This is a genomic window from Sphingomonas sp., assembly GCF_036677245.1.
In the GTDB taxonomy this organism is placed as follows: Bacteria; Pseudomonadota; Alphaproteobacteria; order Sphingomonadales; family Sphingomonadaceae; genus Allosphingosinicella.
Map to the genome: position 1 here is coordinate 32008 of NZ_JAKFCG010000045.1, position 13020 is coordinate 45027.

Genomic DNA, 13020 nt, shown 5'->3' on the forward strand with positions numbered 1-13020 from the left:
GCGCCGCGCCGCTAAGGGTTCGCGCCGAGCCTGTCGAAAACCCCAATCCTGGGAGGGACTTCGACAGGCTCGGCCGACCCCTGACGAGAGTCAGATTATTTTTTGTTTTCCGTCATTTCCGAGTCATCAGGTGATTCCACCTGACTTGAAATCACCGCAGGCGAGCGGATGTGCTCGGGCCTGATGCCGAAGCCGAGGAACGCCGCCGGAATCCGCCGCAGCAGCGGAAAGCGTGCGAGCAGCCGCAGCGGCAACGCCACTTTCACCGGTGCCGACCCCTCGAGCAGCGGCGTGATGATCCGGTCCTGCGCGGCCTTCTGGAATGCCTGGACCGCACGAACCTGAAGCATGCGCCGCGCCCTGACCTTGGGCAGCAGGTGATCGACGTCCTTGTGCTTCGCCAGCGGGGCGGCGAGCAGGTTCGCCGCGGCGACCGCATCCTGGATGGCGACATTGATGCCGACACCGCCGATCGGCGACATCGCGTGGGCGGCATCGCCGATCACCAGAAAACCGGGTTCGTGCCAGCGCTCGAGCCGATCGAGCGCGACGCTGAGCAGTTTGACTTCATCCCAGCTTGCCACCGCGCCGACTTCGGCGGCGAGCATCGGCGCCCTTCGTGCGACGTCGCTGCGAAACGCATCGAGCCCGCGGGCGCGGACCTGCTCGGCCTGGCCCTTGGGAATGACATAGGCGCATTGCCAATAATCGCCGCGGTCGAGCAGCGCCATCAGCCGTCCGCGGGTGAAGATCCCTGTGGTCTCGTTCTTCGCCGTCGGCCGCTTGGGGACGCGGAACCAGAAGACATCGATCGGCGCCCCCAGCGTTCGCAACGGAAGCTGCGCTTCCGCGCGCAGCCGCGAGCCCCTGCCGTCGGCGGCGATGACCAGCTTCGCACCGATCTGCCTTCGCTCGCCGTCCTTGCGATAGGCGACCCCGACCACCCTGCCCTGTCCGCGGACCAGGCCGGTCGCCTCGGCCTGCGTCAGCAGGCGGAAATGCGGATAGAGGCGGGCTTCGTCGGCGATGAAGTCGAGGAAGTCCCATTGCGGCATCAGCGCGGTGAAGTTCCAGCGCGCGTCGAAATGCGAGAAATCGGCAACCTCGATCAGGCGGTCGCCGACATAGGCCCTGATGTCATGGGCGCGATTGTGCGGACGCTGCAAAAATCGGTCGAGCAATCCCAGTTCGTGGAGCAGCCGCAAGGTCGAGGGATGCACCGTGTCGCCCCGAAAATCGCGGAGGAAATCGGCGTGCTTCTCGAGCACGACCGTCGGCACGCCGGCGCGTGCGAACAGCAGCCCCGCGAACAGCCCCGCAGGACCGCCGCCGACGATGCAGAGCTCCGGCGGGCGCTCCGGAGCGGGATCTGCCATTTCTTCCCCCATCGCCGCTGACATTCGCGCCCAAAGCGGCATAAAGGCAATATGGCACCCGAATTCCAGACAAGCGGCCTCAGCGATGCGCTGGTGATCCTCGGCGCGGCAGGGATCGTCATCCCGGCGTTCGCACGAATGCGAATCACGCCGGTGATCGGCTTCATCCTGGTGGGGGTGCTGGTCGGCCCCTCAGGCCTCGGCGCGATGACCGGCCAATATCCGTGGCTCAACTTCATCACCATCTCCAACCCGCATTCGATCGAACCCTGGGCCGAGTTCGGAATCATCCTGTTGCTCTTCTCAATCGGTCTGGAGCTGTCGTTCCGACGCTTGTGGACGATGCGCCGTTTGGTGTTCGGCGCCGGCGCGGCCGAGCTCTTGGTCTCGGCGGCGTTGATCGGCGGCATGCTCCACCTGATGGGCCAGGGCTGGGCCGGCGCGATCGGCCTCGGCCTGGCATTGTCGCTCTCCTCGACCGCTCTGGTGCTCCCGCTCGTCGGGACGAAGAGCCCGGTCGGCCGCTCGGCGCTGGCGATGCTGTTGTTCGAGGATCTTGCGATCGTGCCGATCATCTTCGCGCTCGGCGCGATGGCCCCTTACGCTTCGGCCGGCGGCTGGAACGGGCTGCTCCAGACCGTGCTGCTCGGTGCGGTCGTGATTGCGGCGATGCTGATGCTCGGCCGCATCTTCCTGCCCGGCCTGTTCGCGCAGGCGGCGCGGACCAAGAGCCCCGAATTGTTTTTTGCCGCGAGCCTGGTCGTGGTGATCCTCGCCAGCCTCGCGACGACAGCGGTCGGCCTGTCGCCGATCATGGGCGCGCTGATCGCCGGCATACTGATCGCCGAAACCGATTATCAGAACGAGGTCGAGGTGATCACCGCGCCGTTCCGCGGGCTGGCGCTCGGCGTCTTCCTGATCACCGTCGGAATGAGCGTCGATCTGCGCTCTGTCGCCGCCAATTGGGGCGAGATCTTGCTCGCCGTGGTCGCGGTGCTGTTGCTCAAGGCGGTGGTGACCGCAGGGCTGCTTCGGCTCGGCGGCGCACGAGCCGGAGTCGCCGCCGAAACCGGGGTCCTGATGTCCTCACCGTCGGAAACCACGTTGATCGTGCTTGGCGCGGCAGCGGCGGCGCAGCTGATCAGCGCCGAGACCGCGGCTTTCTGGCAGATCGTGACCGCGATCGGCCTCACGGTCACGCCATTGCTTGCGAAGCTCGGCCGGATCGCCGCCCGCCGGGTCGACCGGCGGAGCCACGCCGAGCCGGTCGATCTCGCCGAACGCGATGGCGAACCGGCGGTCGTGATCATCGGCTTCGGACGGGTCGGCCGGATGGTCGCCGACATGCTGGCGGCCCATGGCCGCGACTATATCGCGATCGATTCGAACATCGACACGGTGGCGGAGGCGCGGCGCGAGGGCTTTGCGATCCGGTTCGGCGACGTCTCGCGCAACGAGTTCATCGAACGGCTCAACCTGAGCCGCGCCGCCGCGCTGGTGCTGACGATGGACGATCCGGTCATGACCGCGCGGCTGACGCGGCGCGTGCGCGCCTCCTGCCCCGAACTCACCATCGTCGCGAGGGCCCGCGACTCCGATCATGCCGCAGCGCTCTACCGCGCTGGCGCGACCGACGCGGTGCCCGAGACGCTCGAATCGTCGCTCCAGCTGTCGGAAGCGGTGCTGGTCGATCTCGGGATCGCAATGGGGCCGGTGATCGCCTCGATCCACGAGAAGCGCGCCGAACTGCGCAAGGCGATCATGGAGCTTGCCGAGATCGAGAAGGAGCCCAGGCTTCGGCGCCGGCGATTGACCGACGCCGCCTGAGACGGCTTGGGAGAGTCGCGCCGCTCCGCATTGATTAACCTGGCTTCGTCCCGTCGCGCATCAGGCCGCGGCGGAAACTTCCTCGAGCGCATCGCGGACCGCGGCCAGGGCAGCCTTGGCCTTTGACCCGTCGGGGCCACCCCCCTGCGCCATGTCGGCCCGTCCGCCGCCGCCCTGCCCACCGAGCGCCGCCACCGCCCGTTTGACGAGATCGACCGCGTCGCGGCTTTGCGCGAGATCGTCGGTCACGCCGACCGCGACGCTGGCGCGGCCGTCATTGACCGCGACCAGGGCGACCACGCCCGAGCCGACCCTTTTCTTGGCGTCGTCGACCAGGCCGCGGAGGCCCTTGGGATCAAGCCCGTCGATCACCTGGCCGATGAACCCGTGCCCGCCGACGGTCTCGCTCGCCTGGGGCTGGGCCGCGCCGCCGCCGCCGAGCGCGAGCGCCTTCTTCGCCTCGCCGAGTTCGCGCTCGAGTCGGCGGCGCTCCTCGACCAGCGCGGCGACCCGTGCCGGAACCTCCTCGGGCGCGGACTTGAGCATCGCGGCGGCCTGCTTGAGCCTTTCCTCGCGCTCGGTCAGCCACTTGCGCGCGGCCTCCCCGGTCAGCGCCTCGATCCGGCGCACGCCGGAGGCGACCGCGCTTTCCGAGACGATCTTGAACAGCGCGATGTCGCCGAGTGCGTTGACGTGGGTGCCGCCGCACAATTCGACCGAATAGCTGGCGTCGCTGCCGCGCCCCATCGAGAGCACGCGAACCTCGTCCCCATATTTCTCGCCGAACAGCGCCATCGCGCCGGCGGCGATCGCTTCGTCGGGAGTCATCAGCCGCGTCGTGACGACGTCATTCTCGCGGATGTGGGCGTTCACCTCGGCTTCGATCGCGTCGATATCCTCCGGCGTCAGCGCCTTGGGATGCGAGAAATCGAAGCGCAGCCGATCCTCGGCGACGAGGCTTCCCTTTTGGCTGACGTGCGAACCAAGACGATGGCGCAGCGCCGCGTGCAGCAAATGGGTGGCGGAATGATTGGCGCGGATGTGCGCCCGGCGCGCCGCATCGACGCTGAGCTTGACCGGCTCGCCGACCTTGATCGCGCCGGCCCGGATGGCCGTGCGATGCGCGTGCAGCCGGCCGAGCGGTTTCGACGTGTCGATCACCTCGGCATCGAGCCCGTCGTCGCTGCTGATCCTGCCGGCATCGCCGCTCTGGCCGCCGCTCTCGCCGTAGAAAGGCGTCTGGTTGGTGATCACCACCACTTCATCGCCCGCTCCAGCCTGGTCGACCCTGGCGCCGTCCTTGACCAAAGCGAGCACCTGGCCCTCGCCTTCGTGCCCGGCATAACCGGTGAACTCGGTCGCGCCATGCTCTTCGGCGATGTCGAACCAGACATCGTCCGACGCCTTGTCGCCCGAGCCCTTCCAGGCGGCGCGCGCCGCGGCCTTCTGCTCGGCCATCGCCGCATCGAATCCCGCGCGATCGAGGCCGATGTCCTGCGCGCGAAGCGCATCCTCGGTGAGGTCGTAGGGAAAGCCGAACGTGTCGTAGAGGCGGAACGCGACGTCGCCCGGCAAAGTGTCTCCCGCCTTCATTCCCGCCGTCGCCTCGTCGAGCAGCCGCAGCCCCTTCTCGAGCGTCTGGCGGAAGCGGATCTCCTCGAGCTTGAGCGTCTCCGCGATCAGCGGTTGCGCGCGGATCAGCTCGGGATAAGCGGCACCCATCTCGGCGGTGAGCGCAGGGACGAGCCGGTGCATCAGCGGCTCCGGCGCGCCGAGCAGATGGGCATGGCGCATCGCGCGGCGCATGATCCGCCGGAGCACATAGCCCCTGCCCTCGTTCGCCGGCAGCACGCCATCGGCGACGAGGAAACCTGCGGCGCGCAGATGGTCGGCGATCACGCGGTGGCTCGCCTGCTGCGCGCCGTCGGTCGGGGTCTTGGTGAGCTCGCCGCTCGCCGCGATCAGCGCCTTGAAAGTGTCGGTCTCATAATTGTCGTGGACGCCCTGCAGCACCGCGGCGATCCGCTCGAGGCCCATGCCGGTGTCGATCGACGGCCGCGGCAGGGGGACGCGGGTCGCCGGATCGACCTGCTCATATTGCATGAAGACGAGGTTCCAGATCTCGACGAAGCGGTCGCCGTCCTCGTCGGGCGAGCCCGGTGGGCCGCCGGGGATGTGCGCGCCATGATCGAAGAAGATCTCGGAGCAGGGCCCGCACGGGCCGGTGTCGCCCATCGCCCAGAAATTGTCCGAGGTCGGGATCCGGATGATGCGCGATTCCGGGAGCCCGGCAATCTTGCGCCAGAGGTCAAAGGCCTCGTCGTCGGTGTGGTAGACGGTCGCGGTCAGCCGCTCCGGATCGAGCCCCCAATCCTTGGTGAGCAAGGTCCAGGCGTGATGGATCGCCTGCTCCTTGAAATAATCGCCGAACGAGAAATTGCCGAGCATCTCGAAGAAGGTGTGATGCCGCGCCGTATAGCCGACATTGTCGAGATCGTTGTGCTTGCCGCCGGCGCGGACGCATTTCTGGCTGGAGGTCGCGGTCGAATAGGGCCGCGTCTCGAGACCGGTGAAGACGTTCTTGAACGGCACCATGCCGGCATTGACGAACATCAAGGTCGGATCGTTGTACGGCACCAGCGGCGCCGAAGGTACGATCTGGTGGCCGTTTCGCGCGAAATAGTCGAGAAAGGAGCGGCGGATGTCGTTGGTGGATGTCATGCCCGCGATGTAGGCGAGCGCAGGCGGCGGGGCAAGCAAGCCGCACGCCGCGGCTCGGCCGCGCCGTCATGCCGCCGCCGTCGCATCCCGATCACATCCCGACCGGAACCTGCTCCTCATTGCTGCCGGGCGCCGGCTGCCGCAGCGCGGCACCCTGATCCTCGGCGATTGCCTCCCGGCTCGCTCGCTCCAATGCCTCCTCGGCGGTCACTGGAAAGGATGAATAGCGCTCGATCTGGCTCGCTCCGAGGCCGCGATCCGGATCCTCGGCCTCGGCCTCTGCGCGATCGCTAGGCGCGGCAGGTTCGTCCCACTCGGGAAGCGCTGCTGCGACAATCTCGGGCTCGACGAAATTCCCGCCGCAATCGAGGCAGGCGCTGCGCCCGCTGACGTTGAGCTCGTTGCGCCAATAATCGGTCGAATCGCTCCATGCGCTCGTCCCCAGCCGGTAGGCCTTGGGAGTGAGATCGGCGAAAAAGCGGGCCGCCTGTGGCGTGCTGAAATAGACCGGATTGATCTCGGCGATCGCGCTTCGGCCGAGCTGGACGCCGATCGCGGCCCCGGCGATCGAGAGAGCCGCCATGGCAGGGAGCGCCACTGGATAAGCCATCACCTACTCCAACGCGCGATTCGCAACCGAACTTCGAACCGCCCCGCAACAACGTTGCTTTGGGCCCCCCGTTCCGACGCCAGCGTCGCTTCGCCCGATCCGCGGCGCTCCAGACCGCGCAATCTATCATCGGCTCTTGCGCTTGGCCGCTTATGGGTGGAGTCTGCGATCGGAATGGCGCTGACGCGCTCTCTTGCGGACCGGCGCCCGGGCACGGAGGAGAGATTCATGCCGGAAAGATCGTTGGGCAGCAGGACCGTTGCACTGGTGGGACCAGGCGGCAGCGGCAAGACCACCTTGGCTGAAGCGCTGCTGCACGCCGCGGGGACGATCGACCGCCAGGGTTCGGTCGACTCGGGGACCAGCATCGGCGACTCCAGCGCCGAAGCCCGCGCCCGCGGCGGCTCGACCGAGCTCAACCTGCTGCGCTTCGACTATCTCGGCGACGGGTTCACCTTGCTCGACTGTCCCGGCTCTGCCGGTTTTGCTGCCGACGGCGCGCTTGGTGTCGCGGTCGCCGACATCGCGATCGTCGTGGTCGATCCCGATCCGGAGCGGGCGGCGCTTGCCGAGCCCATGCTCCGCCAGCTCGACGCACAGTCGATTCCGCACCTCATCTTCGTCAACAAGGCCGATCAGGCGCGGGGCAGCATGCGCGACCTGCTCGAAGCCTTGCAGCCGCTGAGCGGCGAGCCGCTGATCGCCCGCCAGATCCCGATCCGCGACGGCGAAAGGATCAGCGGCTTCGTCGATCTCGCGCTGGAGCGCGCCTATCAATATCGCCCGGGAAAGCCGTCCGAGCTTGCCGAAATCCCTACCGAGCTTGTCGAACGCGAGGCGAAGGACCGCTTTCGCATGCTCGAGCAGCTTGCCGATCATGACGAAGTGCTGCTCGAGCAATTGCTGATGGACGAACCGCCCGATCTTCCCACCGTGCTCGCAGACCTCGCGCGCGAGACGCGCGACACGCTCGCCATTTCCGTCCTGTTCGGCTCGGCGCTCAACGGCTTTGGCGTCAGGCGGCTGCTGAAGGCGCTTCGCCATGAAGCGCCGCCGGCGGACAAGGCCGCCGAGCGGCTCGGGGCCGAGCAGGGTTGCGCGTCCGTCTTCAAGGTGTCGCACGGCGGCGCGCTCGGCCGGCTGGCATTCGCGCGCGTGTTCGGCGCCCCGCTCGAGGAAGGCACCGAGCTGAGCACCGCCGCCGGCGACTCGATCCGGGTCGGCGCGCTGTTCGCGATGCAGGGCGAAAAAGCGAACAAGCTCCGCCGCGCCGAAATCGGCGATGTGGTGGCGATCGCGAAGGCGGACGCGGTCGGCGCCGGCGAGTGGCTGGGCGCAGCCGCATCGACACCGCCCGCCCCTGAGGTCGATCTTCCCGCCAGCAATCATGTGCTCGCGATCACGACGCGCGAGCGCAAGGACGACGTCCGCCTCTCCGCGGCGCTGCACAAGCTCGTCGAGGAAGACCGCTCGCTGCGCTGGGAGCAGGATGAGGCATTGCACGAGACGCGGCTCAGCGGGGTCAACGACGAGCATCTTGCCGTCACCCTCGCCCGCCTCAAGCGGCGCTACGGGGTCGCGGTCGACGCGCGCAGCCCGGCGGTCGGCTACAAGGAATCGATCCGCAAGAGCGTCACCCAGCGCGGCCGGCACAAGAAGCAGTCGGGCGGCCACGGCCAGTTCGGCGACGTGGTGATCGAGCTTGCTCCGCTGCCTGCCGGCGAGGGCTTTCGCTTCCAGGAGCGGATCACCGGGGGCGCCGTCCCCAAGCAATGGATACCGGCGGTCGAGCAGGGTGTGCGCGACGCAATGACCAAGGGACCGCTCGGTTTCCCGGTCGTCGACGTCGCGGTGACCTTGATCGACGGCTCCTATCACAGCGTCGACAGCTCCGAGCTTGCGTTCCGCACCGCCGGCCGGATCGCGATGTCCGAGGCGCTTGCCGCCGCAGCACCGCATCTGCTCGAGCCGGTCCAGCGGCTGGTGATCATGTGCCCCGGCAGCGCGACTTCGCGCGTGACCTCGGCGCTCGCGAGCCGGCGCGGCCAGATGCTCGGCATCGCCCCGCGCGAAGGCTGGTCACGCTGGGACCGGATCGAGGCGATGCTGCCCGAAGCCGAGCTGCGCGGGCTCGACGCGGAGCTACGCTCGCTCAGCCACGGCCTCGCCAGCTACACCGCAGCCTACGATCATCTCGCCGAGCTCAACGGCAAGCTTGCCGAAGACGTCGTGCACCGCGAGCTCGAGCCGGCGTAGCGTGCCCGGCGGCTGCGTGATCACCGCCGGCGCGGATCAGGCGTAAGCGTAGCGCCCGCCCTTGTGCAGCGCCGCGCCATAGGCCGGGCGCGCGTGGATGCGCTCGAGCCAATCGATCAGGTGCGGACGGCTGGCATCGAGGCCGGCGCGGGCGCGGCAGAGCTCGAGCGGGAAGCTCATCATGACGTCGGCGCTGGTCAAGCTGTCTCCGGCGAACCAGTCGCGCTTGGTGAGCTCAGCCTCGAGCCAGTCGAGATGCCCCTCGAGCAGCGCCATGACATTGCCCCGCGCCGGCTTGCCGAGCAGGCCGAGGCGGTCGACGACCAGCAGCGCCAGCAACGGCGGCATCATCGAGCCTTCGGCATAATGCAGGAATTGGCGGTAGAGCAGCACCGAATCGCGATTGGCGGGAGGGCCGAGTTTGCCGCCCGATTTCTCGACGAGATATTCGACGATCGCGCCGCTTTCGGCGATCACGCGTCCCTCATCCTCGATCACCGGCGATTTGCCGAGAGGATGAACCGCCTTGAGCTCGGCCGGCGCGAGCATCGTCTTGGGATCGCGTGCGTAGCGCCGCACGCGATAGGGCATCTCCAATTCCTCGAGCAGCCACAGGATGCGCTGCGAGCGGCTGTTCTCGAGATGGTGGACGATGATCATAAGCGCGCGTCTAGCCCAGCTTTGCCCCGGCTGAAACGAAACTTGTGCAACCACGCCGGCTGCCGCATGGCATGATGTGCCCGTCCGGGCGCCTTTTCAGGATGTTGATGAGCGACCGAACGCACCACAAGCCGCGCCCTGCGCGCGCCATCGGCGAATTCATCGTCCTGACCGCAGCGCTGATGGCTGCGGGCGCGCTCGCGATCGATTCGATGCTGCCGGCGCTGCCCGCGATCGGCGCGACCTTCGGGATCGAGGACGACAATAGCCGGCAGCTGATCATCACCTTCTACCTGCTCGGCTTCGGCGGCGGGCAAATGCTCTACGGCCCGCTCTCGGATCGCTTCGGACGCAAGCCGATCCTCGTGCTCTGCCTGTCGAGCTACGCCTTGTTCTCGCTGCTGACCGGCCTTTCGGGGAGCTTTGCGGTGCTGCTCGGCGCGCGTCTGCTGCAGGGCATAGCGGCGGCCGGAACGCGGGTGCTGGTCGTGTCTATGGTACGCGACCAGTTCGACGGGCCGACGATGGCGCGGATCATGTCGCTCTCGTTCATCCTCTTCATGGTCGTGCCGGTGCTCGCGCCTGCGCTCGGGGAGGCCGTGCTCGCCGCCGCTAGCTGGCGCGCCATTTTCTTCCTGCTGGCGCTCTACGGCCTGTTCCTGGTCGCGTGGCTGCTGCTGCGCCTGCCCGAGACCCATCCGCCAGACCGGCGGCGTGCGCTTTCGCTCGCCAAGATCCGCGAGGCGGTCGCGACCACGCTGCATCAGCGCGTCTCGATCGGCAACACGCTCGCGCTGACCCTGGTGGTCGGCGCGCTGTTTGCGTTCATCAACTCGATCCAGCAGATCGTGTTCGACATCTTCGAGCGACCCGATCTGATGGCGGTGATCTTCGCCTCGATCGCCGGGCCGATGGCGATCACTTCCTATCTCAACTCGCGAATCGTCGAGCGGATCGGCTCGCGCCGGATCATGCTCGCCGCGCTCCGAGCGTTCGCAGCATTGTCATTGCTCCACCTGATCCTTGTGCTGGCGATCGGCGAGCATCTCATCCTGTTCATCGTCCTACAGGCGCTGGCGATGGCTTCGTTCGGGCTTGCCTCGGCCAATCTCAATGCGCTGGCGATGCAGCCGCTCGGCCATATCGCCGGCACCGCCTCCTCCGTGCAGGGGACGATCACGACGATCGGCGGCGCGCTGATCGGCCTCGCGGTCGGCCAATGGTTCGACGGCACGACCCTGCCGCTCGTCCTCGCCTTTGCGGTTTGCGGTGTGTGCGGCCTGCTCACCGCGATCTGGGCCAATCCGCCCGAGCATCGCTAGACGCTGCGCCCGGCGCAAAAAGGCCGGGGAAGCCACCCTCCCCGGCCCTCTGCTCATCTTGCCTGACGTTTAGATCCTGACGTCTAGAGCGGAATGCGCGATATCTGGATCACGCATCCCGCTCTAATCATTTGTTACCGCATCGTTTTCTGCGCAAACCGGTTCCCACTTTTGCGCACGATGCTCTAGATATCGTCGTCTTCCGTTGGTCCCGCCATCAGCGCCTCGGCCACCGTCTCGGTGCTGCCGCGGATCGCATTCTCGATGCGAAGGGCGATTTCGGAATTTTCCTTGAGGAAGGTCTTCGCATTCTCGCGGCCTTGGCCGATGCGGATCGAATCATAGCTGAACCACGATCCGGATTTCTCGACGATCCCTGCCTTGACGCCGAGATCGAGGATCTCGCCCATCTTGGAGATGCCCTCGCCGTACATGATGTCGAACTCGACCTGCTTGAACGGCGGTGCGACCTTGTTCTTGACGACCTTCACCCGCGTCGTGTTGCCGACGATGTCGTCGCGTTCCTTGATCTGGCCGGTGCGGCGGATGTCGAGCCGGACCGAGGCGTAGAATTTGAGCGCGTTGCCGCCGGTCGTGGTCTCGGGATTGCCGTACATCACGCCGATCTTCATCCGCACCTGGTTGATGAAGATGACCAGGCAGCGCGATTTGGAGATCGAGCCGGTCAGCTTGCGCAAGGCCTGGCTCATCAGCCGCGCCTGCAGTCCGACATGGCTGTCGCCCATCTCGCCCTCGATCTCGGCACGCGGCACGAGCGCAGCGACCGAATCGATGACCAGCACATCGACCGCGTTCGAGCGCACCAACGTGTCGCAAATCTCGAGCGCCTGCTCGCCGGTGTCGGGCTGCGAGATGATCAGCTCCTGGATGTCGACACCGAGCTTCCTCGCATAGATCGGGTCGAGCGCATGCTCGGCATCGACGAAGGCAGCGGTGCCGCCGACCTTCTGCGCCTCGGCAACGGCATGGAGCGCGAGCGTCGTCTTGCCCGAGCTTTCCGGCCCGTAGATCTCGATGATGCGGCCGCGCGGCAGGCCGCCGATGCCAAGCGCGATGTCGAGGCCGATCGAGCCGGTCGAGATCGACTCCATCTGGACCGCTTCGCGCGATCCCAATTTCATCGCCGAGCCCTTGCCGAATGCGCGGTCGATCTGCGCAAGCGCTGCTTCGAGGGCCTTTTGCTTGTCCATATTCTCAGAATTCCTGTCGGATCCAACGACTTTGAGCGATGTCGCCATGGTGCACTGCCCTCCTATGATGTCCGCGCAGCGGGTTCAACGTAGGAAGCGATGTACATGTTATGTTCCACGGGAACAAGAGTGAAACGAATGCCCCCCGAACGAAGACTGCCGCGCCACCGACTCCACACGAAAGATCAGGCCGCGCTGGGTTTTGGGCCTCTCCCTCGGACGATCGCCGCGAGCGCCTCCTTCATCGCCTCACGGAAATCAGCGCGATCATAAACATCATTGTGCCCGGCGTGGGGGATCGTGCGGTCGTAGACCAGTGTCCGTAACGTTCCGCGCAGCGCTTCGGTGCGGGCTGGCGGGATGATGTCGTCCGCGCCGGCGGCGATGATCGCCACCGGGATCGTTGCGCCGCGCAGCGCCTCGACGGCGTTCATGTCGTGGCGGAACAATGCGCGGACCGGCAGCCACGGATAATGATCCCTTGCGACACGGGCGAGCCGATCGAACGGCGTGACCAGAATCACTCCAGCGAGCGGCCGCGCGCTTGCGAGATGCGCCGCAACGCCGCTGCCGACGCTGAAGCCGACAGCCACGACCGGGCGGGCGGGAAAGCGACGTGCAACCAGATCATGCACCGCGGGCGCGTCCCTCAGCAGGCCGGCGGCGCTCGGCGTGCCGCTGCTCGGGTGATAGCCGCGAAAGTGGAAGGTCACGATGTCGGCTTCGGGATAGACTTGCTGGAGGTAGAGAGCGGCGGCATCGGCGTCCCACGTATTGCCGCCGAAACCGAGGATGACCGGTCGCTCGCCTTCGTTCGGCCGCGCGCCGGGCGTGAGATGGACACCCTGCAAGGTCTCGCCGTCCGACGTCGCGAGGCGCAGTCGCTCGGCACCGGGCGGCAGCGGCGGACCCTCGCGGGCCGCACCCGCCGGAAACAACATCGCCGTCTGGAGAAAATAGATGAGGACGACGATCGCCGTATAGGTGCCGACGATGAAAAGGGCGACCGACAGGATGCTCTTCATCCCGCGGCGGCT

Annotated in this window: 9 protein-coding genes; 3 read left to right on the forward strand and 6 right to left on the reverse strand. The window is 67.0% G+C overall.

Translation table 11 applies throughout. From position 1 onward, the window contains the following. Positions 1-95: 95 nt before the first annotated feature. A complete protein-coding gene (locus V6M48_RS04650) occupies positions 96-1376 on the reverse strand; it encodes an FAD-dependent oxidoreductase (RefSeq protein WP_332811358.1) in 1281 nt (426 codons plus the stop codon). A gap of 51 nt (positions 1377-1427) precedes the next feature. Here V6M48_RS04650 and V6M48_RS04655 point away from each other — a divergent pair, with 51 nt between their 5' ends. After that, complete coding sequence (locus V6M48_RS04655; RefSeq protein ID WP_332811359.1) at positions 1428-3203, forward strand: cation:proton antiporter domain-containing protein; 1776 nt, start codon at positions 1428-1430, stop codon at positions 3201-3203. A gap of 60 nt (positions 3204-3263) precedes the next feature. Here the strand turns inward: V6M48_RS04655 and alaS are convergent, their stop codons facing one another. Together alaS and V6M48_RS04665 are read right to left on the reverse strand one after the other, a co-directional pair. Further along, positions 3264-5924, reverse strand: coding sequence for an alanine--tRNA ligase (gene alaS, locus V6M48_RS04660; protein ID WP_332811400.1), 2661 nt, complete (start codon positions 5922-5924; stop codon positions 3264-3266). 91 nt (positions 5925-6015) lie between these two features. Next, the gene (locus tag V6M48_RS04665; RefSeq protein ID WP_332811360.1) at positions 6016-6534 is read right to left on the reverse strand and encodes a hypothetical protein; all 519 of its coding nucleotides are present in this window, start codon (positions 6532-6534) and stop codon (positions 6016-6018) included. Between the two features lie 228 nt (positions 6535-6762). Between V6M48_RS04665 and V6M48_RS04670 the strand changes: the two genes are divergently transcribed. Then, positions 6763-8790, forward strand: coding sequence for an elongation factor G (locus V6M48_RS04670; protein WP_332811361.1), 2028 nt, complete (start codon positions 6763-6765; stop codon positions 8788-8790). 36 nt (positions 8791-8826) lie between these two features. Here the strand turns inward: V6M48_RS04670 and V6M48_RS04675 are convergent, their stop codons facing one another. Further along, positions 8827-9450 (reverse strand): glutathione S-transferase family protein, encoded by a 624-nt coding sequence (locus V6M48_RS04675; protein WP_332811362.1) that lies wholly within the window; start codon positions 9448-9450, stop codon positions 8827-8829. 107 nt (positions 9451-9557) lie between these two features. Here V6M48_RS04675 and V6M48_RS04680 point away from each other — a divergent pair, with 107 nt between their 5' ends. Further along, on the forward strand, positions 9558-10772 hold the full coding sequence (locus tag V6M48_RS04680) for a multidrug effflux MFS transporter (RefSeq protein WP_332811363.1): 1215 nt from the start codon (positions 9558-9560) through the stop codon (positions 10770-10772). Between the two features lie 185 nt (positions 10773-10957). On the opposite strand, the gene recA is transcribed toward V6M48_RS04680, so the two are convergent. Together recA and V6M48_RS04690 are read right to left on the reverse strand one after the other, a co-directional pair. Continuing rightward, the gene (gene recA / locus V6M48_RS04685) at positions 10958-11983 is read right to left on the reverse strand and encodes a recombinase RecA (protein ID WP_443019044.1); all 1026 of its coding nucleotides are present in this window, start codon (positions 11981-11983) and stop codon (positions 10958-10960) included. Between the two features lie 185 nt (positions 11984-12168). Beyond that, the gene (locus V6M48_RS04690) at positions 12169-13008 is read right to left on the reverse strand and encodes an alpha/beta hydrolase (RefSeq protein ID WP_332811365.1); all 840 of its coding nucleotides are present in this window, start codon (positions 13006-13008) and stop codon (positions 12169-12171) included. Positions 13009-13020: the final 12 nt, after the last annotated feature.

Bases quoted from the DNA above. Each gene is read 5' to 3' on its own strand.
- recA (WP_443019044.1), bottom strand. From the start codon at position 11,983: ATGGACAAGCAAAAGGCCCTCGAAGCAGCGCTTGCGCAGATCGACCGC.
- V6M48_RS04665 (WP_332811360.1), bottom strand. From the start codon at position 6,534: ATGGCTTATCCAGTGGCGCTCCCTGCCATGGCGGCTCTCTCGATCGCC.
- V6M48_RS04690 (WP_332811365.1), bottom strand. From the start codon at position 13,008: ATGAAGAGCATCCTGTCGGTCGCCCTTTTCATCGTCGGCACCTATACG.
- alaS (WP_332811400.1), bottom strand. From the start codon at position 5,924: ATGACATCCACCAACGACATCCGCCGCTCCTTTCTCGACTATTTCGCG.
- V6M48_RS04675 (WP_332811362.1), bottom strand. From the start codon at position 9,450: ATGATCATCGTCCACCATCTCGAGAACAGCCGCTCGCAGCGCATCCTG.
- V6M48_RS04670 (WP_332811361.1), top strand. From the start codon at position 6,763: ATGCCGGAAAGATCGTTGGGCAGCAGGACCGTTGCACTGGTGGGACCA.
- V6M48_RS04650 (WP_332811358.1), bottom strand. From the start codon at position 1,376: ATGGCAGATCCCGCTCCGGAGCGCCCGCCGGAGCTCTGCATCGTCGGC.
- V6M48_RS04655 (WP_332811359.1), top strand. From the start codon at position 1,428: ATGGCACCCGAATTCCAGACAAGCGGCCTCAGCGATGCGCTGGTGATC.
- V6M48_RS04680 (WP_332811363.1), top strand. From the start codon at position 9,558: ATGAGCGACCGAACGCACCACAAGCCGCGCCCTGCGCGCGCCATCGGC.